This is a genomic window from Acidovorax facilis (genome assembly GCF_050626955.1).
GTDB lineage: Bacteria > Pseudomonadota > Gammaproteobacteria > Burkholderiales > Burkholderiaceae_C > Acidovorax > Acidovorax facilis.
On sequence record NZ_CP192460.1, the window covers coordinates 2563230 to 2585642 of the forward strand.

The 22413-nt window shown below is 66.2% G+C and carries 21 protein-coding genes and 1 riboswitch; of the genes, 5 read left to right on the top strand and 16 right to left on the bottom strand.

Annotated features, from left to right (window positions below; translation table 11 throughout):
• Nucleotides 1-7 precede the first annotated feature (7 nt).
• The 10 genes from cobO to ACQ4MJ_RS11640 form a co-directional block, all read right to left on the bottom strand.
• Complete coding sequence (gene cobO / locus ACQ4MJ_RS11595; RefSeq protein WP_431152585.1) at nucleotides 8-577, bottom strand: cob(I)yrinic acid a,c-diamide adenosyltransferase; 570 nt, start codon at nucleotides 575-577, stop codon at nucleotides 8-10.
• A gap of 29 nt (nucleotides 578-606) precedes the next feature.
• A complete protein-coding gene (cobN, locus tag ACQ4MJ_RS11600; RefSeq protein ID WP_431152584.1) occupies nucleotides 607-4839 on the bottom strand; it encodes a cobaltochelatase subunit CobN in 4233 nt (1410 codons plus the stop codon).
• Nucleotides 4836-5222 (bottom strand): DUF2149 domain-containing protein, encoded by a 387-nt coding sequence (locus ACQ4MJ_RS11605; protein WP_431152583.1) that lies wholly within the window; start codon nucleotides 5220-5222, stop codon nucleotides 4836-4838. Before ACQ4MJ_RS11605 ends, cobN begins: the two co-directional genes overlap by 4 nt.
• Nucleotides 5219-5686 (bottom strand): hypothetical protein, encoded by a 468-nt coding sequence (locus ACQ4MJ_RS11610; RefSeq protein WP_431152582.1) that lies wholly within the window; start codon nucleotides 5684-5686, stop codon nucleotides 5219-5221. The genes ACQ4MJ_RS11605 and ACQ4MJ_RS11610 overlap by 4 nt, the downstream gene beginning before the upstream one ends.
• Nucleotides 5683-6501: an ABC transporter ATP-binding protein gene (locus ACQ4MJ_RS11615; RefSeq protein ID WP_431152581.1), complete on the bottom strand. Its 819-nt coding sequence runs from the start codon at nucleotides 6499-6501 to the stop codon at nucleotides 5683-5685. The genes ACQ4MJ_RS11610 and ACQ4MJ_RS11615 overlap by 4 nt, the downstream gene beginning before the upstream one ends.
• Entirely contained in the window at nucleotides 6498-7532 is a 1035-nt protein-coding gene (locus tag ACQ4MJ_RS11620) for a FecCD family ABC transporter permease (RefSeq protein WP_431152580.1), read from the bottom strand. The genes ACQ4MJ_RS11615 and ACQ4MJ_RS11620 overlap by 4 nt, the downstream gene beginning before the upstream one ends.
• Nucleotides 7529-8431 carry an ABC transporter substrate-binding protein gene (locus tag ACQ4MJ_RS11625; RefSeq protein WP_431152579.1) on the bottom strand — a complete coding sequence of 301 codons (903 nt, stop codon included), beginning with the start codon at nucleotides 8429-8431 and terminating at the stop codon, nucleotides 7529-7531. The genes ACQ4MJ_RS11620 and ACQ4MJ_RS11625 overlap by 4 nt, the downstream gene beginning before the upstream one ends.
• Nucleotides 8428-9018 carry a bifunctional adenosylcobinamide kinase/adenosylcobinamide-phosphate guanylyltransferase gene (locus ACQ4MJ_RS11630; RefSeq protein ID WP_431152578.1) on the bottom strand — a complete coding sequence of 197 codons (591 nt, stop codon included), beginning with the start codon at nucleotides 9016-9018 and terminating at the stop codon, nucleotides 8428-8430. Before ACQ4MJ_RS11630 ends, ACQ4MJ_RS11625 begins: the two co-directional genes overlap by 4 nt.
• Nucleotides 9015-10373, bottom strand: coding sequence for a cobyrinate a,c-diamide synthase (locus tag ACQ4MJ_RS11635; protein WP_431152577.1), 1359 nt, complete (start codon nucleotides 10371-10373; stop codon nucleotides 9015-9017). Before ACQ4MJ_RS11635 ends, ACQ4MJ_RS11630 begins: the two co-directional genes overlap by 4 nt.
• A gap of 142 nt (nucleotides 10374-10515) precedes the next feature.
• Entirely contained in the window at nucleotides 10516-12399 is a 1884-nt protein-coding gene (locus ACQ4MJ_RS11640; protein ID WP_431152576.1) for a TonB-dependent receptor domain-containing protein, read from the bottom strand.
• An 81-nt stretch (nucleotides 12400-12480) separates the two neighbouring features.
• Nucleotides 12481-12719: riboswitch (cobalamin riboswitch) on the bottom strand.
• Nucleotides 12720-12755: 36 nt separating this feature from the next.
• Here ACQ4MJ_RS11640 and ACQ4MJ_RS11645 point away from each other — a divergent pair.
• From ACQ4MJ_RS11645 to ACQ4MJ_RS11655, 3 genes are all read left to right on the top strand, one after another.
• Nucleotides 12756-12986 carry a hypothetical protein gene (locus ACQ4MJ_RS11645; protein WP_055395219.1) on the top strand — a complete coding sequence of 77 codons (231 nt, stop codon included), beginning with the start codon at nucleotides 12756-12758 and terminating at the stop codon, nucleotides 12984-12986.
• Nucleotides 12983-13354: a cell division protein ZapA gene (locus ACQ4MJ_RS11650; RefSeq protein WP_055395217.1), complete on the top strand. Its 372-nt coding sequence runs from the start codon at nucleotides 12983-12985 to the stop codon at nucleotides 13352-13354. The genes ACQ4MJ_RS11645 and ACQ4MJ_RS11650 overlap by 4 nt, the downstream gene beginning before the upstream one ends.
• Before the next feature lie 399 nt (nucleotides 13355-13753).
• A complete protein-coding gene (locus tag ACQ4MJ_RS11655) occupies nucleotides 13754-14569 on the top strand; it encodes a sulfite exporter TauE/SafE family protein (RefSeq protein ID WP_055395215.1) in 816 nt (271 codons plus the stop codon).
• Nucleotides 14570-14621: 52 nt separating this feature from the next.
• On the opposite strand, the gene ACQ4MJ_RS11660 is transcribed toward ACQ4MJ_RS11655, so the two are convergent.
• Nucleotides 14622-17066, bottom strand: a complete 2445-nt coding sequence (locus ACQ4MJ_RS11660) for an EAL domain-containing protein (RefSeq protein ID WP_431152575.1) — start codon at nucleotides 17064-17066, stop codon at nucleotides 14622-14624.
• Nucleotides 17063-18361, bottom strand: coding sequence for an HD-GYP domain-containing protein (locus ACQ4MJ_RS11665; RefSeq protein ID WP_431152574.1), 1299 nt, complete (start codon nucleotides 18359-18361; stop codon nucleotides 17063-17065). Before ACQ4MJ_RS11665 ends, ACQ4MJ_RS11660 begins: the two co-directional genes overlap by 4 nt.
• 10 nt (nucleotides 18362-18371) lie before the next feature.
• Between ACQ4MJ_RS11665 and ACQ4MJ_RS11670 the strand changes: the two genes are divergently transcribed.
• A complete protein-coding gene (locus ACQ4MJ_RS11670) occupies nucleotides 18372-18503 on the top strand; it encodes a hypothetical protein (RefSeq protein ID WP_255577649.1) in 132 nt (43 codons plus the stop codon).
• A gap of 78 nt (nucleotides 18504-18581) precedes the next feature.
• Here ACQ4MJ_RS11670 and ACQ4MJ_RS11675 read toward each other — a convergent pair whose 3' ends face one another.
• Nucleotides 18582-19349 (bottom strand): sulfite exporter TauE/SafE family protein, encoded by a 768-nt coding sequence (locus tag ACQ4MJ_RS11675; RefSeq protein WP_431152573.1) that lies wholly within the window; start codon nucleotides 19347-19349, stop codon nucleotides 18582-18584.
• Nucleotides 19350-19354: 5 nt separating this feature from the next.
• Nucleotides 19355-20737 carry an oxygen-independent coproporphyrinogen III oxidase gene (hemN, locus tag ACQ4MJ_RS11680; RefSeq protein ID WP_055395207.1) on the bottom strand — a complete coding sequence of 461 codons (1383 nt, stop codon included), beginning with the start codon at nucleotides 20735-20737 and terminating at the stop codon, nucleotides 19355-19357.
• Between the two features lie 187 nt (nucleotides 20738-20924).
• Here hemN and fnr point away from each other — a divergent pair, with 187 nt between their 5' ends.
• Nucleotides 20925-21647, top strand: coding sequence for a fumarate/nitrate reduction transcriptional regulator Fnr (gene fnr, locus ACQ4MJ_RS11685; RefSeq protein ID WP_218299410.1), 723 nt, complete (start codon nucleotides 20925-20927; stop codon nucleotides 21645-21647).
• A 68-nt stretch (nucleotides 21648-21715) separates the two neighbouring features.
• Here the strand turns inward: fnr and ACQ4MJ_RS11690 are convergent, their stop codons facing one another.
• Nucleotides 21716-22009, bottom strand: a complete 294-nt coding sequence (locus ACQ4MJ_RS11690) for a hypothetical protein (RefSeq protein WP_055395203.1) — start codon at nucleotides 22007-22009, stop codon at nucleotides 21716-21718.
• A gap of 51 nt (nucleotides 22010-22060) precedes the next feature.
• Complete coding sequence (locus ACQ4MJ_RS11695; RefSeq protein ID WP_055395201.1) at nucleotides 22061-22342, bottom strand: FixH family protein; 282 nt, start codon at nucleotides 22340-22342, stop codon at nucleotides 22061-22063.
• Between the last annotated feature and the right edge of the window lie 71 nt (nucleotides 22343-22413).

The following is a 22413-nucleotide window of genomic DNA, read 5'->3' on the forward strand; positions in this document are numbered from 1 at the left end:
GGCCTCACTAATCTTCGATGCCGCGCTGCGCGGGAATGCCCGCCTTGAACGCGTGCTTGATCAGCTGCATCTCGGTCACGGTGTCGGCCAGCTCGATGATCTCGGGGGGGCAGCGGCGGCCGGTGAGGCACACGTGCACGTCCTTGGGCCGATCGCGCAGGGTCTGCAACACGCCGTCGAGCGGCAGCCAGCCGTAGATCAGCGGGTAGGTGATCTCGTCCAGCACCACCAGAAAATGCTCGCCCGACAGGATGGCGGCGCGCGCCTTTTCCCAGCCGTCGCGCGCGAGCTGGGCCGAGTGCTCCAGGTCCTTGCTCTTCCAGCTGAAGCCGTCGCCCAGCCCCTCGATGGGCAGGCCGATCTGCTCGAACATGCGGTGCTCGCCAAAACGCGCCGTGGGTACCTTCATAAACTGGTAAATCTTCACGGCCTTGCCCCGGCCATGGGCGCGCAGCGCCAGGCCAAAGGCGGCCGTGCTTTTGCCCTTGCCGTCGCCGGTGTTGACGATGATGAGGCCCCGGCGTTCGCCCTCGGGCTTTTCGTAGCGTTTTTCGGTCGGCGGGGTTTCGATCTGCATGGTGTCGATTCTTTCAGAGAGGCCGGGCATCACACGCCGGCCGGTTGCAAAGGGGAAGACAGCGAGGACGGACGGCGCGCCTGCCACGCGGCGCCCGCCATCGCCACCAGGGCCATGACCAGCAGGGCCACGATGCCCGCCATGCGTTCCACGGGGCTGGGCTCGGTGGCGCTGTCAGAAGGGGCTGGCTCGGGCTGCCGCTCCAGCAACACGCCCATGGTAGGCACGGCGGGCGCGGAGGGTGGTGCTTCTGCCTGGGCGGGCGGCGCAGGCAGGTCAGCGGCGGGGGACGCAGGCTGTGGCGCTGCCAGGGCTGGCGACTGCGGCGCGGCAATGGCCATGCCAGCAGGCGGGGTCAGCTCTACGGACTCACCACGCGCCGCTCGCTCCACCCAGCGGCGCACGCTGGGCAGCTCCGCCGCCAGAGGCGCGGCACGCGTCAGCTCCTGGTACATCTGCGCCAGTTGTTTTTGCGTGTCGGCATCGGCCTGCCAATAGCCCTGGCGCTGCGCCTGCACCAGGCGCTCCAGCGACTGGGCGTAGGCCTGTGGATGTTCTTTCAGCCACTCGGGCAGGCCCAGCTGGTGCTTGTCGCGCACCAGCACGTCGTAGAAGCTTTGCCAATGGTCGCTGCGCACCGTGTCGGGCGCCACGGCCTGCCAGCCCCAGGCGAACTGCACGGCCTTGAGCACCTGCAGCGTGCCCGAATAGCCCTCGGCCTTCTGCGCCTGGAGCCAACCCGGGTGCAGGTAGCGCGACTGCATCTCCAGCGCAATGGCGCGCTGTGCAGTTTCGGTGGTGGGCTCACTCACATCCTGCAGCTGGGCCACATGCAGCTCCAGCCCCTGCGGCCGGCCGGCCACACGGGCTGCGGCCGACAGGCCGCCCAGGTACTGGAAAGGGTCGTCCGAGCTGACCATGGCGTACAGGTGCGAGCTGCGCGACAGGATGGCGGCATCAGTGCGGCGCAGGTGGGCACCCAATGCCTGGGCCGCCACACCGCCCGCCACGCCGGTCACGGGCTCGCCCTCCAGATATGGCTGGCTCATGCGTTCGAGGAACATCTGGCCCAGGCGCGCATCGTTGGTTTGCAAGCCGTCGCTTTGCACCGCGTCCGACAGGCCGGTGCCATAGTCGCCCACCGCATTGCCGAACGAGCGCACGCGCGCCAGTTGCTCGGCCTGCGCGCGGGGCACGCCCTGCTTGCGCAGCTCCTGGCCGATCTGCGCGGTGTTGCGCGCGATCACGTTGCCGGGCTCGGCCGTGGCGGCCTGGGCTACCGCACGGTCCAGCAGCGCCATCAGTGCGGGGAACTGGTCACGGTACGAGCCGGTGATGCTCATGAGCACATCAACGCGCGGGCGTTTCAGCTCATCGGCGGCAATGGTCTTCACGTGCACCGGACGGCCCGAGTCGTCCCACACCGGGCGTATGCCCAGCGCCACCAGGGCCTGGGCTTCCATGATGCCCTGGTGGCGCAATGTTTCACCCGCCCACAGCGACAGCGCCATGCGCTCTGGCGCCTGGCCGCCATGGCGCGCCTGGTAGTCCTTGAACCAGTCGTTGAACAGCGTCTGCGCCACGGCATAGGCTTGGCGCGTGGGCAGGCGGCTCGGGTCCAGCCCCGTGAGGTTGCGGCCTGTGGGCAGGCTGTCGGGGTTTCGGATGGGGTCGCCACCGTACGCAGCGGGCAGGTAGCGCCCTTCCAGCGCAGCCAGCAAGCCGGGTAGCTCGCCTTCCGTGGCCAGCAGGCGCTCCAGCTCTTGCGCGCGCTGGGCCAGCTGCAGCAGCGCGGGCGTGTCGATGGGTTGGCGCGCTGCGCGGTTGGGCACATGGTCTTCGGCGCGCACCACGTCGGATGCACCCGCTGCACCCGGCGTTGCAGCCTGCGCTGGCAGCACGGGGCGCAGGTCCAGCACGCTGGCGGCCTGCGCGTCGGTCAGCGCCACTTCCAGCCAGCGCGCGGGGCGCGCGGCCAGCACCGCGTCGTGCTTGATCAGGAAGGCTTCGTCGATGTCTTCGCCCAGCGCCTCGATCAGCGGCTTGCGCAGCGCCTGCAGGATGGTCTCGCGCCGCTGCTCGGGCGCGGGTACGCGGCCAAACACGGCCAGGCCCTTGGGCTGCGAGCTTTGCGCGAGCTGGTCCAGGTAGGGGTGCAGGATTTCAAGAAAGCCGCTGAAGTCGGCCGCGATGCGCTCGGCGCTCCATCCCAGGTCGCGGTGCAACTGGTGCTCCACAAACTGCGCGACCAGCTGCTTTTCGAGCGCGCGGCGCGTGGGGCCTTCGTCCACCGTTTCCCATTCGTGCATCACCTCGTGCATGTGGGCCATGCGCGCCTCGAAGCCTGCGGGGGCAAACACCGGCGTGCGGTGGCTCACCAGCACGGCGCGGCCCCGGCGCTTGGCCGTGAGGGCCTCGCCCAGGTTGTCCACGATGTAGGGATAGACCACAGGCAGGTCACCGAGCGGCAGCAGCGCGTCGTCGTGCACATCGAGCGCACGCGCCTTGCCACCGGCCCACTCCTGCGTGCCGTGGGTGCCAAAGTGGATGAGGGCATCGGCCTCCAGCTGCGCCCACAGGTACACGGCCAGGTAGTGGTGCGACAGCGGCGCCTTGCTCTTGTGCATGAACGGGTTCTGGCCCAGGCGCAGTGTTTCTTCGCGCGGGGGCTGGGGCAATACCGAGAGTTTGCCCACCTGCAGGCGCGGGATGGCGAACACTTTTTCGCCCTGCCACTCGACCACGTAGCGGCTCTTTTCGGGCGTGCCCCAGTGCGCGTTCATGCGCTCGCGCACGGCCTTGGGCAAGGTGGCCAGGTGCTGCTCGTAGCGCGCCAGCGGCAGCGCGGCGGCCTGGTCGTTTTGCAGCAGCGCGCGCACATCGGCGCCGGGGTAGTAGGCGGCCAGCAGCGGTTTGAGCCCATCGATCCAGCCCTGCTCGGGCACACGTTCGGTGCGGTAGCCCGCCTGGGCCAGGCCGCCAGAGACCTGCTCCAGGCTGCGCGGCACGTTCAGGAACGAGGCGCCAAAGTTGGTGCCGCCCGGGGGGTAGTTGTAGACCATGGCCACCAGGCGCTTGTCGGCGGCGGGTTTGGTCTGCAGCGCGATCAGGCGCCGCGCCTTGGCGGCCGCGGCCTGGGCCTGGCGCTCGATGAGGCGGAAGTCTTGCCCCTCGGCGCCGTGGGCAGCGACCAGGACCGGGTCGATGGCGCCTGCCGCCTCAGGCTGCGCTAGGTAGAACGGCACATCGGACAGCGACAGGCCCGTGTCGCTGGCCTCCCACGCGGCGGCATCACCCGCGCGGTAGGGCTGCGTGCCGAGCAGCGGCACGCCCCAGCGGGCCAACAGCGGCTGCAGCGCAGCGGCCTGGGGCACCAGCTGGTGCAGCACCAGGGCGGAGGCATGCAGCCGACCGGGGCCAGAGCCTCCTTCAGCGGGCAACTCCAGCACCTCGGCCAGGGTCTGCGCCGTGACCTGCTGGCCAAAGGCCGCATAGGCGAACAGGCCCTCCTGGCGGAAGGTGCGCAGCCAGGCATCGAGCCATTCGGTGCTGCCATCGACAAAATGGTGGCGGTGCACCAGCACGGCCACGGCAGGCAGGCTGCGCAGCGTGGGCTGGCCCTGACGCCAGGCCTCCAGCGCGGCGGCGTTGGGCAGCAGGCGGGGCGCGTCGGGGTGGTAGATGCCCCGGGGGGGCAGGACGTCGGGCGCGGGCAAGGTCGGCATCGCAACACCTGCCACCGTGGCACGCGCCAGGGCGATGGCGTTCTTCAGGTTTCGCGGGCCACCGGCCTGCAAGTAGGCCACCATGCGGGCGGGCGCATCGAGCGCGGTCAAGTCGGCGGCGGGGGTGCCCGCAGGCACCCAGACCACGCGGCCGGGGAAACGTGTGGCACGGGCATCGAGCTGCGCCCCCGCCATGCGGCGCAAACGCGCCTCCACGCTGACATGCGGTGCATCCACCCACACCATGGCGGCGCCTGCCAGTGCGCGCTCCAGCTTCTGGGCCTGGGCCGCGTCCAGTACCGCCGCGCCGGCCAGCGGGTAGTCGATGTGCACAAAGCCCAGGCCCGCGTCGGAGGCCAGGCGCTGCACCATGGCCGTGCGCGGGGCGGTGGTGATGTCGGACGTGAGCCAGAGCAGCACCGGCGCTGTTTTATCGGCGCCGCCCGCTGCCAAGGCTTTCTCAGCCTGGACGGCATGCACCAGCGGCGCAGCCAGCAGCAGGCACCACAGTGCCGCGCGCAAGATCAGCGCCTTCATGGCTTGGCGGGTGCCGGCGTGGCGGAGCCACCCGCGCCACCGGCCGAAGCGCCAGCTGGAGCAGCGCCCGTTTCGGGGATGTAGACGATGTTGCCGTCTTCCAGCTTGTAGGCCACGCCCGCGCGCACGCCCTGCCCTTGCGCTGCGCTGCCAGCGCCCTTGAAGCGCACTTCCTTGCCCTGCTCGCGCACGACCACTTCCATGTCGGGCTGGCCCGCGTTGCGGATGATGGTGACGCTCTCATGAGCGCTGGTCTGGGTCTGCACGGCCACGGCCGTCAGCAGCGCCACCACCAGCACCAGGAACACATCCACCAGGTTCACGGCCGACAGCATCGGGTCGTCGTCGTCCTCTGCCAGGACGTTCAAGTGGCGCAAGCTCATTGCGCCACCCCGCGCTCCTTGCGCACCACCAGCAGTTCGGCCAGCAGCCAGCGGCGGCGCACCGAATACACCACCAGGCCCACCGACGCGGCAGCCAGCGCCAGCACCACGCCCGCAAAGGCACCGCTGAATACGGCGAGGGCCTGCTGGCCGTTGCCCGCCGCCACGCTCTGCAGCGCGGGGCCGAGCGGGATCATCGTGGCGATCAGCCCCAGCATGGGCGACAGGCGGCTGAGCAGGCGCACGGGCTCCACCTGGCGCACCAGTTGCAGCTCCAGCTCTTCTATCGACAAGCCTGGGGCCACGCGCAGCGAGCGGTACTGCGGCTGGCGCCAGCGTTGCCACGCCTCCATGAGCGTGGCGCCGCCCGACCACAGCGCGTAGACAAACGCCAGCCCCACCAGCACCAGTACCGGCCACAGCAACGACTGCGCAACCTGCGAAAAACCCGATTCGATGTTCATGCTTGCACTCCCTTGATTCCTTGATCGTTGTTCTTGCGTTGCAGGGAGGGCAGCGCCATCCACATGCCATCCAGATGCCGCACGTGGATGCGGTGGTCAAACACGCTCTCCAGCGCCGCGTGCGTGGCGGGTGCATCGCAGGCGCCCTGGTGCAGCACGCGGCCCTGTGCCATCACCACCATGTCGTCGGACTGCAGTGCCAGCGACACCTCGTGCAGCACGCTGACCACCGTGCCCCCCGCATCGACCAGTGCACGCATGGTGTGCAGCCAGTCGGTCTGGTGCGGCGGGTCGAGGTTGGCCAGGGGCTCGTCCATCAGCAGCACCTGCGCCTGCACCGCCAGGGCGCGGGCCAGCAGCACGCGCTGGCGTTCGCCGCCCGACAGCTGCGACAGCGGGCGGTGACGCCAGTCCCAGGCCTGCGTGGTGCGCAGCGCCTGCTCCACCGCTGCGTGGTCGGCCGCGCCCGGCGGCGCCAGCCAGGCCTGGTGCGGCAGGCGGCCCAGCATGGCCACGTCATAACTGGTCAGGTCGTCGGCCGAGCCTTCGTTCTGCCCCAGCCAGGCGAGCTGGCGGGCGCGTTCGCGCGCCGGGATTTGCGCCAGCGGGCGGCCCAGCAGCAACACTTCGCCCTGCACCGCAGCGCGCGGCAACAGGCCGGCCAGCACCTTGAGCAGGGTGGACTTGCCCGCTCCGTTGGGGCCGACGATGCTGGTCCAGCGCCCGGCGGGCAATTGCAGGTCAATGCCCTGCAATATCGAGCGATTCCCGATGCTGGCGCTTATTCCATTTGCACTGATAGCTATTGATTTCATAGTGCACCCCCTTGCGAGGTGCGCCGGTGCATGAGCCAGAGCAGATAGGTGCCGCCCAGGGCCGCCGTGAGGACGCCCACGGGCAGCTCCTGCGGCGCCAGCAGCCAGCGCGCCAGGATGTCGGCCGCCATGAGCAGCACCGCGCCCATCAGGCTGGAGAGCACGATGTGCCGTTCATGTGTCACGCGCACAATGGAGCGCACCAGGTGCGGAGCCGCCAGCCCCACAAAGGCGATGAGCCCCGTCTGCGCCACCGCCGTGCCCGTGGCCAGCGCCATGGCAGCCACAAGCCCCACGCGCATGGGCATGAGTGGCAGGCCCAGGCTGGCGGCCGTGGCCTCGCCCAGCGTGAGGCCGTCCAGCGCACGTGCCAGCATCCAGGCAACCACCGAGCACAGCGCCCAGGCCACGGCCATGAGCAAGCAGGCCGCCCAGCCCACAAAAGCCGTGCTGCCCAGCGTGAAGGCCTGCATGGCCTGCAGGATGTCGGGCGAGGCCAGTTCCACCAGGTCACGCAGCGCGCCCAGCACCACGCCCACAATCACCCCCGCCAGCAACAAGCGCAGCGTGTGCTGCACGCCCTTGGCGAGCAGCAGCGTGAGCACCACCGCCCCCGCCGCGCCCAAAAATGCCATGCCCGTGATGCCGATGCGGGCCATCCACTGCGCCGCCACCGGCGACACCCCGAAGAGCGCCATGGCGACAGCCCCGCCCAGCGCTGCGCCCGAGGCGCTGCCCAGCAGGTACGGGTCGGCCAGCGGGTTGCGAAACAGCCCCTGCGCCACAGCGCCCGACAGGCCCAGCAGCGCCCCCGCCAGCCACGCACCCGCCGTGCGCGGCAGGCGGATGTCCCACACGATCTGCCAGGCCACAGGGTCACCGCGCATGCGCAGCACGCTGTCAAAGCCCGTGCTGCCCACGCTGGCGCCACACACCGCCAGCAACGCGCTGGCGAGCAACAGCCAGGCGGCACACCATGCGGCGCGGCGGCTGGCGGAACCCGTGGGCAAGTCGATCGGAATGCTGGTCATGACGCTTTGTCCACCAGACACCGCGCCATGATGCGGGCCGCCTCGGCCATGCGCGGCCCAGGACGCACCACCACATCGGAATCGCCGGGGCCAAACACGCACAGCCGGTTCTCGCGGATGGCGCGCATGGTGGCCCAGCCGGGGTACGGCACCATAGCCTGCATGCTGCGGTTGCCGATCATGATGATGTCGGGGTTGGCGCGCACGACGAACTCGGGGTTCAGGCGCGGAAACGGGCCCAGCGATGCGGGCACCACATTGCGCACCCCCAGCCGGGTGAGGGATTCGCCGATGAAAGACGCTTCGCCCGCCCCGTACGGCCCCCGGCTCACTTCAAAGTACACCCGCGCATTCCGCGCCTTGGGCGGCAGAGATTGCGCTGCCGCTTCCACGCCGGCGTCGATCACGCGCCAGAGGCGGTCGGCCCCCTGCGCACGAGGCACGCCCAACAGGTCGCTCACGGTGCCCAGCACGCGTCGCACGTCGGCATGCGTCTTGGGCTCCAGCTGCACGACGGTGAGGCCCAGTGCCTCCAGCCGGTCGCTGGCACGCGAGCTGACGGACATGAGCACCAGGTCCGGCTTGAGCGCTACGATGGCCTCGATGCTCGGGTCCAGCCCGCCGCCCACCTTGGGCAGCTTGGCAATCACGGCCTCCGGCCAGTTGGAATAGCGGTCCACCCCCACGAGCCGGTGGCATTGCTCCAGCTCGCACACACTTTCGGTCAACGAGGGCAGCAGGCTCACGATGCGCTGCGGCGGACGGGGCAGCGAGACCTCGCGGCCCTTGTCGTCCTTGATGTGCACGGGCTGTGCACGCGCCAGGCCAGCCATGAGCAGGCCCAGCGCAATCACGATAGCGATCACCCAAAGGATGCGGCGCACGGGGGTGGGTTTCATGAGCGAGGTTCTTTCAAGGTAAGCGGCAGGCCAGCCGCCATGAGCGTCACGCGGGGGCACACCTGCGCCACCTGCTGGTTGAGCGTGCCGAGTGCATCCACAAAAGCGCGCACCTCCCGCCCCATCGGGATAACCCCCAGGCCAATTTCGTTGCCCACCAGAACAACGGGGCCAGGGGATTCCCGAACCGCTATCAAAAACATAGCTGCTTGCGCTTTCCAATCAAGCGCTAGAGCCTGTTTTTCTTCAAAACTCATAGCTTCCACACCCACGGGCATGGTCCAGCGGGTGAGCCACAGCGTGAGGCAGTCCACCACCAGCAGGGTGTGCGGCGTGCTGAGCCGCGTGAGGGCTGCGGCCACGTCGTGCGGCTCTTCCACCGTCTGCAGGCCGGGCACGCGCTCGGCACGATCGCGCTGGTGGCGGGCGATGCGCTCGCGCATCTCGTCGTCCCAGGCTTGCCCCGTGGCGATCAGTACGGCGCGGTGGTCGGTCGATTGCGCCAGCCAGTCGCGCGCCAGCAGCTCGGCGCGGCGGGACTTGCCGCTTTTCTGGCCGCCCAGAATCAGTTCGGTGGTGATGGTCATACCGATGCGCCCCCCAGCAGTTGCGCCACGGCTTCGGGGCTGGACGGAAACCATGCGTGGAAATAGCTCGCGTGGATGCTGCCCTGCTGGTACAGCGCCTCGCCCGCATCCGGCGCAACCGCCGCGTTCGGGCGCGCCGTGCGGGCCACCACGGGGGCGCTGCTGTCGCTGGTCGAATAGTGGAAGGTGTGGCCGCGCAACGTGTGTCCTGCCACGGTCAGTTGCTGCGGCCCCAGCGCTGCCAGGCGCTTTTGCATGGTAACGTGACCGAGCAGCAGGCCCCACAAAGTGGCCGTGCTGCCATCGGCCAGGGTGATGGACTCAAACAGCGCCATCATGCCGCCGCACTCGGCCCACAGCGGCTTACCTGCGGCCACATGGGCGCGCAGGCTGGCTTGCATCCCGGTGTTGGCCACGATCTGCGCGGTGTGCAGCTCGGGGTAACCGCCGGGCAGCCACACGGCATCGCAGTCCGGCAACGCCGTGTCTTGCAGGGGCGAGAAGAACGCCACGTGGGCACCCATCTGTTCCAGGCATTGCACGTTGGCAGCGTAGATGAAGCAGAACGCCGCATCACGCCCCACGGCCACCGTACGGCCTGCGAGCAAAGCAGGCACGGCAACCGTGGATGCAGGCGCCGGAAAGTCCACGGCCCAGCGCTGCAGGTCCTCCAGCGTCATCTGGCCCAGCGGCGTAGCAGCCAGCGCATCGGCCGCTGCGTCCAGCCGCTGCAGGCTGTCGTCCAGCTCGTGCGCGGCCACCAGGCCCAGGTGGCGCTCGGGCAGCAGCGCCGCACCGGCCTTGGCGGCTAAAGGCGCATTGCCTGGCTGCACCCGCATCAGCGCGCCCATCCAGTCGTCGGCATCTTGCAAGCCGTCACGCAACATGTCGGCATGGCGCGCGCTGCCTACGCGGTTGGCCAGCACCCCCGCCCAGGGCAGGCCCGGCCGGTAGTGGCGCAGGCCATAGGCCAGCGCGCCAAACGTGCCCGCCATGGCCGAGGCATCGACCACCGCCAGCACCGGCACACCAAAGTGCCGGGCCAGGTCGGCCGCGCTGGGGCTGCCGTCAAACAGGCCCATCACGCCTTCGATAAGGATCAGGTCCGACTCGACGGCGGCGTCGCGCAGTCGCTGCGCGCAGTCGGCCTCACCGTTCATCCACAAATCGAGCTGGTGCACCGGCGCCCCGCTGGCCAGCAGGTGCCAGTGCGGGTCCAGAAAATCCGGCCCGCACTTGAAAACCCGCACGCGCCGCCCCTGGCGTGTGTGCAGGCGCGCCAGGGCGGCGGTGACGGTGGTCTTGCCCTGTCCCGAGGCCGGGGCTGCAATCAGCAGCGCGGGACAGCGTGTCACACCCCACCCCCAGTGCGGTACTCACCCAGCGGCCGACGAAATTGGCGCGCCCCAAGCCAGTGCCACCGTGGAACTGGCTCCGCAAGGCCACGGGTGGCGTCCCCCCTCCGGGGGGAAGGCGCGCAGCGACTCAGGGGGGGCTTCATTGAGGTGCCCACTTGACGCCAACGTACACCGTGCGGCCTGCGGTGGCGTAGGTGCGGGCCAGCTGGTAGTCCTTGTCGGCCAGGTTGTCGATGCGCGCCAGCAGCGTGTAGTCGCGGGCAATGCGGGTGCTGGCGTACAGGTTGACCAGCGCATAACCGCCCAGCACATTGGTGTTGGCCACGGTGTCGAAACGGCGGCCGGATGCCTGCACTTCGGCGCCCACGGTCCAGCCCGCCAGGCGGGTGTCGGCGCCGAAGGTGGCGTGCTGCTTGGCACGGCGCGCCAGCTGCTTGCCGGTGTCCAGGTCACGCGGGCGCTGCAGGTCGATGGAGCCGTGCAGCTGCACATCGCCCAGGCGGTGCGAGCCAGCAAACGTCATGCCCTTGTATTCGGCCCGGGCCGTGTTGGCGTAGCAGCCAAAGTCCGACAGGCAGGTGCCGGGGCCAGAGAACGAAATCAGGTTGCTCACACGGTTGCGAAACAGCGTGGCCGAGAACGTGCTGTTGCCCTGGGCGTAGCGCAGCGCCACTTCGGCATTGCGGCTGCTTTCGGGGCGCAGCGTGGCCACGCCATATTCGCTGAAGCGGTGGTACAGCGTGGGCGCACGGAAGGCCGTGCCCACCGACGCCGTAGCGCGCCACTGCGGGGTGATGGCGTAGCCGTAGGCCACGCTGCCAGTGCTCTTGCCACCGAATTCGCTGTCCGAGTCGTGGCGCAGATTGAGCTGCACCGTGTGGCCTGCAGCGTTGTAGCCGTAGCCCAGGGCCAGCGCGTCCTGCGAGCGCTTAGCATCGATGGGGGCGTTTTCGAGGCGGTCTTCACGGCGCTCCAGCGCGGCCGTGACCAGGTGCGCGCCCTGGCGCCATTCGTTCTGGAAGTAGTAGCCACGCAGGCGCGTGTCGCTTAGGTAGGGCGAGGGGCGGGTTTCGTATTCATCGCGCGAGTCGGTGATGGACAGGCGCGTCTTGTAGGCGCTGCTCCACTGGGCAATCCAGTTGAGGCCCAGGGCGTGCATGGTGTGCAGGTTGCGGTCGTCCTTGCCCAGCCCGCTGTCGTAGCCGCTGTTGGAGTCATTGACCATGAGCGTTCCCTCCAGCCGGTGCGCCGCATCGACCTGCAGGCCCACTCGGGCATGGCCTGCCGTGGTGCGATAGCCGTCGCGGTCAGGGTTCTGGGTGGCCACCGTGCGGGCGTTGAAGCCCTTGCTGTCATCGCGCGCAAAGCCCAGCGCGTAGTCCACGGTGCCGCTGGCCCCGCTGATGCCGGCCTCCACCTTGGTGGTGTTGTGGTTGCCAATGCCCACGCCCACATACGGCGCCGTGCCGTTCTCGCCGCGCTTGGTGAAAATCTGCACCACGCCGCCCATGGCATCCGATCCGTATACGGCGCCTGCGGGGCCGCGCAGTACTTCGATGCGATCGATGAGGCCGAGCGGAATGCTCTCCCACGGCGCCCCCCCGGTGGACTGCGAATCGATGCGCACCCCGTCGATGTACACCGCTGTGAAACGCGATTCAGCACCGCGCAGGAATACACCCGTGGTGGCACCCGGGCCGCCATTGCGCGAGAACTCCACACCCGGCAGACGGGCCAGCAGGTCGGCCAGGCCAGTGGCGCCGCTGCTTTCGATGGTTTCGCGGTCCACGATGGAGATGTCGGCCACCAGGTCGGACAGCGGCTGCGGCGTGCGCGTGGCGGCCACCACGGTTTCGGCGAGCGAGGGCGCGCGCAGGTTCTGGGCCAGCAGTTCGCCGGTTGCCGGGGCACTCTGGGCCAGCGCACTGCAGGCGCCGCCCACCGCCAGGGTCAACAGGGCCACACGGTGGGCAGGCAGGCGCAGCAGCGCCACAGGGCGCGCACGAAGGGTACGGATTTTCATGGGGATCATCGTCAACAAACAACCCGGGCCGGCCTCCCGCCAGCATGTGGGTGATACAGCCGCGCAGCTCCAAAACGGGCGCACGCAGCCACCGTGTTGGCCGGTATCCGGGCTGGCGGAACACCCCCCCAATGCCTTCCCATGCGCTTGTTCAAGGCGCTCAGTGGCGTATGGATGGAGAGAGAGTCGAAAGACTCGTCCGCTGACCGTTGCGGGGGCAGCGCAGGCTGGGCGTGTACCGGTGGTACTGCGCCTCCCTGCTTCCCGTTGAACTGCGGCATGTGAACCACACCGCGAGCACCAACCGCGCGATTTTACGGCTGTTTACAGCCTGCAACCCTACAATCGGGGGCTGTATGGCAACACCGTCCCCCACTGACCAGATCGCCGAGCGCGTCGACCGCCTGCTGCTGCGCCACGCAGAACTGCAACGCACCAACGCGCTGCTGACCGATCAGGTGGCCGCGCTGACGCAAGAACGGGACTCCCTCAAATCCCGCCTCAGTGCCGCCCGCGCCCGCGTGGATGCACTGCTGGAGCGCCTGCCCGCCGCAGCCCCTGCCGCTGTCACCAAGGAAGCCGAATGAAGCAAATCGAGGTGCAGATCCTGCAGCAAAGCTACCTGCTGACCTGCCCCGAGGGCCACGAAAGCCGCCTGCTGGATGCTGTGGAGCGTGTCGATACCGCGATGATCCGCATCCGCGATGCGGGCAAGGTCCGCGCCCGCGAACGCATTGCGGTGCTGGCGGCCTTGAACCTGGCTTTCGAAATCGCCGACCGCGAGGCTGCCGACCTGGCAGCAGGTGCCGCCGCCAAAACGGCCAGCACCACCATCGCAACCGCTGCCAGCACGGGTACGCAGGAAACCCTCCTACCCGACGAAGACCAGCAGCGCCTTCATGCCCTGGTGCAGCGCCTGGATCAGGCATTGGGCGACGACGGCCGCCTTCTTTGACAGCCCCCCAGCACATCGCCAAGCTCGCCGGATTGCCCCCGATCTGCACCCCTCAAAGCTTACGGGCTTTACATGGCCCCAGACACTCAACCCGTGCAGGCAGCGCCTACAATGGCGGTGTCTGCGAAGCCGCCGGGCTTTATATTTCCTTGAACCAATGCTCAACGAGCTCGGGCTTGGTACATTGCCCGGTGAGCGTGATCATCTCGCGTCAGATGAACCCAACGCTTGGCTGCCCTCGCCCACCTGAACCCCCGGTTCAGGATGAGAGTCCGGTGGCATTCGCAGACACCTTCTTCCCCATGCCTCTGTCCACGCAACCCCACGCTGCAGCATCTCCGACAGGGCATCCCCCCGCCTTCCCTCTCCTCTTTCCACCCCTTTGTCTGACGTCGCGCCATGCTCGATCCCCTGCTGATTGTTGAACTCGGTGTCCTGGGCCTGGCCACAGGTTTTCTGGCGGGCCTACTGGGCATTGGCGGCGGGATGCTGCTGGTCCCGTTCTTGACCTACATCCTGGGCGCGCAAAAGGTCGCACCCGATCTGGCGGTGAAGATGGCGATTGCCACCTCGATGGCCACCATCATGTTCACGTCGATCTCCAGTGTGCGGGCCCACCACCAGCGCGGCGCCGTGCGCTGGGACATCGTCAAGCGGCTGGCGCCTGGCATCGTGCTCGGTGGTTTCATTGCGAGCCTGGGCGTGTTTGCGCTGCTCAAGGGTTCGTTCCTAGCCATCTTCTTCGCGTTGTTCGTGAGTTTTTCGGCCACACAGATGTTTCTGGACAAAAAACCCGCCCCCACGCGCCAGATGCCCGGTGGTGCAGGCCAGGTGGCGGCAGGTGGCGTGATCGGATTCCTGTCGGGCCTGGTGGGTGCTGGTGGCGGGTTCGTGAGCGTGCCATTCATGACCTGGTGCAACGTGCCCATCCACAACGCGGTAGCCACCAGTGCGGCGCTGGGTTTTCCCATCGCACTGGCCAACGTGGTGGGCTATGTGATCGGAGGGCAGAACGTGGAGGGATTGCCAACCGCCTCGCTGGGCTACATCTGGCTCCCCGCCCTGGCCGTGATAGCGACCTGCAGCGTGCTCACCGCGCCACTGGGCGCCAAAGCAGCACACAGCCTGCCAGTCAAGCAGCTCAAGCGTGTATTCGCATCGCTGTTGTTCGGACTGGCGGCGTACATGCTCTGGAAGGGCATCGCGGCGTTTTAAGCGTCTCTGGACCGCCCCCTATGCTACCGGGGGGCCGTAGCACCAGGTTGCCTTAGTTCTGGACCGAACTGCGCCGCCCCCGCGCTTTCAAAGGCAAGGGCCTGGCAAGCATGGCGCGAAACTCCTGGGCAGGAAGCCCTGGCGCGCAGAGAAATCCCTGGTAGTGGTCGCACTGCATCTGCAGCAACACCGCCTGCTGGGTTTCTGTTTCCACCCCCTCTGCCACCACCTCAATGTGCATGGCACGCCCCATGCTGATGATGGCACTCACGATGGCCCGGTCTCCATCATCGTCGGGCAGGCCACGCACAAAGGACTGGTCGATCTTGAGCTTGTGGATCGGCAGCTTCTTCAGGTACGCCAGGCTGGAATACCCGGTGCCGAAATCGTCGATGGCGAGTCCAATGCCAAGCCCGGCGAGCACACGCAGGCGCTGCTCCATTTCCTGTGCATCCTGCAGCAGGATGGTTTCCGTCAGCTCCAGCTCCAGCAGCGTGGGCGGCAACTGGTGCACCGCCAGTAGCCGGGTGATGCGGTCCACGAAATCAGGCTGCCGGAACTCCAGCGCCGACACGTTCACCGAAATCATGATCGGCATGCCACTGTGCATCCACACCGCCGCCTCACGCACGGCCTGCTCCATGACCCACGCGCCCAGCGTCACGATGTAGCCAGACTCCTCCGCCAGGGGGATGAACTGCCCAGGTGATACTGCACCGAACTCCGGGTCGGTCCAGCGTATCAGCGCTTCGGCCCCCGTGATGCGCCCGGTGGCCATGTTGACCTGTGGTTGGTAGTGCACTGCCATGCGGTCAAGCCCCAGCGCCTGGCGCATCGCATGCTCCATCTGCATGCGCGACAGCAGATTGGCATTCATCTGCGGCTGGTAAAAGCCATAGCTACCCCGGCCGCGCTCTTTGACACGGTACATGGCCGTGTCAGCCTGCTTGATGAGATCGTCCAGCGTCGCACCGTCCTGTGGGTACAGCGCCATGCCGATGCTGCACTGGATGGAGAAGCCCATGCTGTCAAGCATGAAGGGCTTGAGCATGTCGTCCAGGATGCGGCGCGCCACGCTCTCAGCCACCAGGGCATCACCGCCATGCAGGTAGATGACAAATTCATCGCCACCCAGTCGACACAACATGTCCGTCTGGCGCAGGCAGGCCTGCAGGCGCTCGGCCACCAGTTGCAGCACGCGGTCACCGAAAGGGTGGCCGAGGGAGTCGTTGATGATCTTGAAGCGGTCGAGATCCAGAAACAGGATGGCAAAGCCCGTGTCGCTCTGGCGCGCCCCCTGGATGGCAGTGTCCACACGCTGCGACAACAGCAGACGGTTGGGCAGGCCCGTGAGTACGTCGCTGTAGGCCAGCTCCTCAATGCGCTTCTGGGCGGCGTGCTGCAGCGTCAGATCCCGCATGAAGCCGATGCTCTGCACCAGACGCTCTTCGTCGTCGCGCAGCGCCACCCATGACAACTGCACTGCGCAATAGGTGCCGTTGTCACGGGGCAGCCACAGCTCGCCTTCCCAGAAACCCTCCTTGGCCCACCCCTGCAGCACCTGCTCCATGAAAGCCGCATCCGACCCGCCACCGAACAACGACGCCGCCAGGCACCCTTCAAACGATTTGGCAGACGGCCCCACCAGCCGCTCGCAGCCTGGGTTCATGCGCAAGACCCGGTGCTGGCTGTCGGCGATGAAGATGGCGTCCAGGCTGGACTCGAACACCCGTGCGGCCAGTCTCAGGCTGGCCTGTATCTCGGTCTGGCGGGTGATGTCCCTGTACGAATACACCCGCCCCACGGGCCGCCCCTGGCTGAACTGCGGCACGGTGCGCAACTCCAGCACCAAGCCATTTCGCAACACCAGAATGTCGGTGCTCTCCTGCATCGGCTCTCGGGCGATGGCAGCCAAACGCTCCGCATAGGCACGTGCGTTCTCAACCTGGGCCTCCATGTGCGCATAGACAGCCGCATCGTCGCGCCGCACCAGCAAATCGCGCGGAATATTCCACAGTTGCGCAAGCCGCTGATTGAAAGCCCGCACCCGGCCATCGAGGCTGCACACGAGCATGCCGTCAGCGGCAGAATCCAGCGTGGCGCGCAGCTCAGACAGCAAAGTTTCCAGCTCGCGCTCGGTCGATTCCTGGACACTGCGATCCAGCATGGTCAGCATGAAGACCGTGCCAGAAGCGACCTCTGCAGGAACGCGCGTCACCTGACGATTGACCGGAACCAGGGTGCCGTCAGCGCGCAAAAGGCTGGTGTGGGAATGAATGCCATCCGCAACCACCTGGGCCGACTCCCCCCAGAACGCCATGTCCTGCGGTGTGGAGGCCAGACGCAACACGGGCGTACCCACCATCTCGGCCACAGGCAAGCCCACCAGCCGCTGCGCGGCGGCATTCGCGTGAAGGATGAGCAGGCTGGTCTCATCGACCAGCCAGACGGCCTCCTGTAAACCGTCGAGCCAGCCGTGGGACTGCGAAACGGTCACGACCCTGCCTCTTCGGGACCGGGGCTGACCGCACGCTCGAAAAAGTAACAGATACGCTGCCGCGGAGAGAGGTAGTCCAGCGCATCGCGCGGCAGTTGCGCAGGCTTGAGGCTGCGCCGGATACCCAGCTCGGGCACAGTTTCCAGGTCCAGAATAGGAGCCTCATCCTTGGGCACCCGGGAGTCATGGACGATGACCTTGGGCCGCAGCGGGCGCGAAGAGTTGACCGAGGCAACAATCGCATAGCGGTCGTTCACCAGCTGGACGATGGAGCCCGGCGGGTACACACCCATCATGCGGATGAACGCCCCGAGCACCACGGAATCGAAGCGCGCCTTGAGCTGTGCAAAGATGACCGACAAAGCCTCGTGGGGCGTGAGCGCATCCACTCCATTGGCGGGATTGCACATGCGATCGTAGCGATTGACGAGGGCGAGCACCTGGCTCGCGCGCCCCAGATCGGACCCCGACAACCGCAGTGGAAACCCACTGCCATCGGCCATCTCATGGTGCCGAGCAACGGCGGTAATCACAGGTTCGGGCAGCCCCATGCGCGTGGCCAGTGTCACGGACTCAGCCACATGGGTCTCGTAACGCGTACGCTCCATCGGAATCATGGAGGGCGTAGGTTGCCTGAGATTCGGCGGCAGCTTGAGCTTGCCCAGATCATGAATCAGCGCGGCAATGCCAAGGTCGTGCAGCTCGGCACTTTTCATGCCCAACGCACGGCCCAGCAGCAAAGAGATCACCATCACGTTGATCGGGTGCAGGGCATTGCGCTCGCCCACCCCTTCCGACAACAGCCGGATGACAGAATCACCGTTTTCCAGGAGTTCGGCCACGCAACCTGACACCAGCGTTTCGCCTTTGGTACGGGCCTGGTCGGGGTGCTCCGAGACAACACGCTCCAGCGCCTGGTATTGCCGCGTGGCCTCCCCAAACCGCTGATTGCAGGCCGCCAGCGTCCGGTTCTGGGCCTCCAGCAATTCACGCCTGCGCTGCGCCTCTGGGTCCACCGTGGCAGTAGCTGTCGCAGCCTCAGGTGCACTCGAAGACGATGCCTTCATTTCCGGCACGCTCCAGGCTGCAGGCACGAGTTCCCTCAGTTCTGGATCGCTCTTTTTGGGAAAGTACCGCACCTCGGTGAGCCCCAGCTCACGCAAGGTGGCAATCTGCTCCGCTGCCGTCACACGAAAGCTGCTCACCGGGAACGGATGGTGCAACCAACCCACGTCGAGCTGGATGTACATGCCGACACGCAGTTGGCTGATGTCGATGAGGATGGAGGAGTTCACTTCAAGGCGTGTGAAACATGGCGACGTCAATGCCACCAATAGTTACACAGATTATCGCCAGATCGAGGGTCTTGTCGAAGGAGTGCGCCTGCGCCGCAGCGGCATGGCAACACTTGCCTTTCTCACCAAGGGCAAGCGTTGATCACCCTTGTATAGACATGGATTTACGAGGCCTCCCGAACCCCGTCGCACCGCAGCTTGCAAATCGGGGAACTGCTGGCTAGCGGCACCACAACGACGGTTTGTAGATCAGGTCCATCCAGAGTGCCCAGCTGGCCACGGCGCACAGCAAACCTCCTGCGATGCGCGTTCCCCAGTCCGCACGTTTCGCATTGACCCCTGCTTTCAGCCGAATCCACACCAAGGGCCCGCCCACCAGCCACACACCACTGCCCAGGCCAAAAAGCGCCATGCTGAGCGCCCCTTCCAGAGGCCCTCCGCTCAGCGCAGCCACGAGCAGCGCTGAGTAGAGCAGGCCGCAGGGCATCAAGGCCCAAAGCCCACCAGCAACCAGAACCCCGCCTGGTGCACTGACCAGAGGCCGCACACGCGCCCATACGGTACGGCCCGCCTGCTCTACCCACAGGGGCTGGCGCGCCTGGATCACCATCATCAAACCCCACGCCATCACCGCAACATGCATCAGGGTCCACGCAGGGCGAAATGCCACGGTTTGCTGGGTCAACCATGCCAGGCTGTCCATGGCCCATGCAGCCAAGCCACCCGCCACAGCGTACCCGGCCAAGCGGCCAGCATGAAAAGCGACGGCGCGCCGAATGACACCGCCACGGGGCACCCACTGCACTGCCTGCACTGCCTGCACCGTCTGGGGAGTTGCCTGGGGCTGCACATCGCCACCGGCTGTGGACGCCATGCCCCCACCGCCCTGCCCGATCAATGCCCCACAAGGCGCAGAACACATGGCCAAACAATGGGACCCGCCCACGAGTCCCATCAGCAAGGCGGTTGAGGCGACCGTAGCAATCATGAGAATCAGATGATGCGCGAAAAACGGGCGCGGTTGCGGTCAGCCTGCAGGTAACGGTCAAAGACCATGGCAATGCCGCGCACAAAGAACCAGCCCATGGCAGTGACCTCGACCCCATCGGGCCGCACCACCACAAGCCCCTGCTCGGCCATGGTTTCCAGTTGCGCCAGCTCGGCAGAGAAGTAGTGGCGAAAGTCGATCAACCACGCTTGCTCCATGGGCTCAAACAACAGCTCGCCTTGGCACATCAGGGCCATGATGACCGCGCGGCGCACGAGATCGTCGCGCGTCAGGGCCAACCCACGAACGACGGGCAGGCGCCCCTGATTCAGAAAATCGTAATACTCATCCAGGGTCTTGGCATTTTGGCTGTAGGTGGCTCCGACCCGGCCAATCGCAGACACCCCCAGGCCGATCAGGTCGCAATCAGGTTGCGTACTGTAGCCCTGGAAATTGCGGTGCAGACGCCCCTGGCGCTTGGCGACTGCCAATGCATCCTCAGGCAATGCAAAGTGGTCCATGCCCACATACACGTACCCTGCATCCATGAAGGCGTCCAGCGAGCGGGAGAGCATCGACACCTTGCCTGCAGCCGCTGGCAACTCGGCCGAAACAATACGGCGCTGAGGCTTGAAACGTTCTGGCAGATGGGCATACGCGTACAACGCGATACGGTCAGGCCGCAGCTGCGTAACCTGGGCCAGCGTGCGGTCAAACGACTCTGGCGTCTGACGAGGCAGGCCGTAGATCAAATCCACATTGATGGATTCAAAACCCAGCGAACGTGCGGACTCCACCAGCGAAAACACCTGCTCGGCAGGCTGTATGCGGTGAACGGCCTTTTGAACCTCGGGATCGAAATCCTGCACCCCAAAGCTCAGTCGGTTGAACCCCAGTTCCGCCAGAACTGCAAGGCGGTCCGCATTGACGGTGCGAGGGTCCACCTCAATCGAATACTCCCCGCCCGGCGCCAACGAAAAGCTGCGTTTGAGCATGCCCATCAGCTCCCGCAAGCCCTCGTCCGATAGAAAAGTGGGCGTGCCACCACCCAGGTGAAGCTGACTCACCACCTGCCCCGTGCCGCAGTGTGCTGTGTGCAAGTCAATCTCGCGGCTCAAATACCGCAAATACACCTCTGCCCGATCATGGTGTTTGGTGATGATCTTGTTGCATGCGCAGTAGTAACAAAGGGACTCGCAAAAGGGGATGTGCACGTACAAAGACAGCGGCAAGGCCTTCGTCATGGAGCCCAGCCTGCGCTGCTCCAAGGCAAGCGCGTAGTCGTCCTGCCCAAAGGCCTCGACGAAACGGTCAGCTGTTGGGTAAGAGGTATAACGGGGCCCTGGCACGTCGAAACGGCGCAGCAGCTCGGGCGAAACAGCGGTCATGGGCAAATTCCTTGCGTACACTTCGACTGTGCCGTAAGCTGCACTCCATGTCCTTGACCTGCATCAAGTGATGGGCCGGGACGAAGAGCGACAATTTGATGCACATCAGTCGCCCACCCGCACCCAAAGGCCCAGCCTGTTAGGCATATGGGGCGATATGCTCAAACCTTACCCAGCCTCTGTTCCTATGAACCCGCTCACCATCAAAGTCGCCTGCTCCAACTGCAACCTGCGCGAGCTGTGCATGCCGGTGGGGCTGAGCGAGGAACAGCTGCAACGCATTGACGAGGTCGTTGCCGTTCGCCGCAAGATCAAACGCGGTGGAACCCTTTTCCGCAACGGCGAATCCTTCACCTCGCTCTATGCCATTCGAACCGGCTTCTTCAAAACATGTGTAGCCACCGAAGACGGGCGTGACCAGGTCACGGGTTTTCAGATGGCAGGCGAGATCATCGGCCTTGATGGCATCGTGAATGACCACCACACCTGCGATGCAGTGGCCCTGGAAGACGCGGAAGTCTGCGTCATGCCGTTTGACCGCATCGAAGAGCTGTCCCGCGAAGTCACCGCCTTGCAGCACCATGTGCACAAGATCATGAGCCGCGAGATTGTCCGCGAGCATGGCGTGATGCTGCTCCTGGGCAGCATGCGCGCTGAGGAGCGCCTGGCCGCGTTCCTGCTCAACCTGGTTCAGCGCCTGCACGCCCGGGGGTTCTCGCAGTCCGAGCTCGTGCTGCGCATGACCCGCGAAGAGATCGGTAGCTACCTGGGCCTCAAGCTCGAAACCGTGAGCCGCACCTTCTCCAAGTTCGTGGAAGAAGGCATTGTCGAGGTCAAGCAGCGCCATGTGCGCATCCTGGAGACCGAGGCCCTCAAGCGCATCGTGAACAACCAGCAAGCCTGCCACTGAACCTGCTGTCGTCTGCCATCCTGGCAGTCTTTACCACATTGACCTTTGCCAATAGGTGGCACTACCGCTCAAGGGCACGATGATGTCTTGCGGCAGTCATCGGGACGCTCGCCTTCGGGAACCGGGCAACGGTTAAGTTCAAACGGTGACATGGCCAGCAGCGTGGTCAACGCGCTGGATGCCATCGTGATCATCCAGAACGCAAAAAAGGCCAGCGTGTACACGCCCTGCCGTGACAATGCCAACGGCTGCCCAAACCAGTGCAGGTCTTGCGGATCCACCATCGCAAAAACCAGCATTTCCATCACACCGGCCATCAAAAAAGCCGGCCAGGCAATCCACATCACGCGTTGCATCCACATTGGTTTGTCTCCTGGTAAGGCCGTGCAGGCATACTGCCCGGCCAGGTGGGTTCAGCGCGGCTGGTCCTGGACCGGGGTGGCAGCGTGGTTGCGGCCCTTCATGGCTGGCAACAGGCTTTTTTCTGGGGTGGCCAGTGTCTTGTTGATCTCGATGCCCTGGCGGTAATAATCTTCCGCGACCACAGGGTCGGGGCGCGATATCGCGAGCCACAGGGTCACAAACCCTGCAATGATCACGATCACGGGACCGGCGATGATCAGCCACACATGGCCAAACCTCCACCAGGGTGCAGCGGCAGAAGGGGCAGTGCCGAGGGCGGAACTGGATGGCATGGTGCTTACTCCTCAAAAATTATCTTGCTCAAAGCAAGACCCGCGAAGGTCTTGCACCGGGTCGCTCGCTG

Coding starts and splice junctions, on each gene's coding strand:
- hemN (WP_055395207.1), bottom strand. CDS start 20,737: ATGACCGCTGTTTCGCCCGAGCTGCTGCGCCGTTTCGACGTGCCAGGG.
- ACQ4MJ_RS11620 (WP_431152580.1), bottom strand. CDS start 7,532: ATGACCAGCATTCCGATCGACTTGCCCACGGGTTCCGCCAGCCGCCGC.
- ACQ4MJ_RS11640 (WP_431152576.1), bottom strand. CDS start 12,399: ATGAAAATCCGTACCCTTCGTGCGCGCCCTGTGGCGCTGCTGCGCCTG.
- ACQ4MJ_RS11675 (WP_431152573.1), bottom strand. CDS start 19,349: ATGATTGCTACGGTCGCCTCAACCGCCTTGCTGATGGGACTCGTGGGC.
- cobO (WP_431152585.1), bottom strand. CDS start 577: ATGCAGATCGAAACCCCGCCGACCGAAAAACGCTACGAAAAGCCCGAG.
- ACQ4MJ_RS11655 (WP_055395215.1), top strand. CDS start 13,754: ATGCTCGATCCCCTGCTGATTGTTGAACTCGGTGTCCTGGGCCTGGCC.
- ACQ4MJ_RS11695 (WP_055395201.1), bottom strand. CDS start 22,342: ATGCCATCCAGTTCCGCCCTCGGCACTGCCCCTTCTGCCGCTGCACCC.
- ACQ4MJ_RS11615 (WP_431152581.1), bottom strand. CDS start 6,501: ATGAAATCAATAGCTATCAGTGCAAATGGAATAAGCGCCAGCATCGGG.
- ACQ4MJ_RS11630 (WP_431152578.1), bottom strand. CDS start 9,018: ATGACCATCACCACCGAACTGATTCTGGGCGGCCAGAAAAGCGGCAAG.
- cobN (WP_431152584.1), bottom strand. CDS start 4,839: ATGAAGGCGCTGATCTTGCGCGCGGCACTGTGGTGCCTGCTGCTGGCT.
- ACQ4MJ_RS11645 (WP_055395219.1), top strand. CDS start 12,756: ATGGCAACACCGTCCCCCACTGACCAGATCGCCGAGCGCGTCGACCGC.
- fnr (WP_218299410.1), top strand. CDS start 20,925: ATGAACCCGCTCACCATCAAAGTCGCCTGCTCCAACTGCAACCTGCGC.
- ACQ4MJ_RS11610 (WP_431152582.1), bottom strand. CDS start 5,686: ATGAACATCGAATCGGGTTTTTCGCAGGTTGCGCAGTCGTTGCTGTGG.
- ACQ4MJ_RS11690 (WP_055395203.1), bottom strand. CDS start 22,009: ATGTGGATGCAACGCGTGATGTGGATTGCCTGGCCGGCTTTTTTGATG.
- ACQ4MJ_RS11650 (WP_055395217.1), top strand. CDS start 12,983: ATGAAGCAAATCGAGGTGCAGATCCTGCAGCAAAGCTACCTGCTGACC.
- ACQ4MJ_RS11605 (WP_431152583.1), bottom strand. CDS start 5,222: ATGAGCTTGCGCCACTTGAACGTCCTGGCAGAGGACGACGACGACCCG.
- ACQ4MJ_RS11625 (WP_431152579.1), bottom strand. CDS start 8,431: ATGAAACCCACCCCCGTGCGCCGCATCCTTTGGGTGATCGCTATCGTG.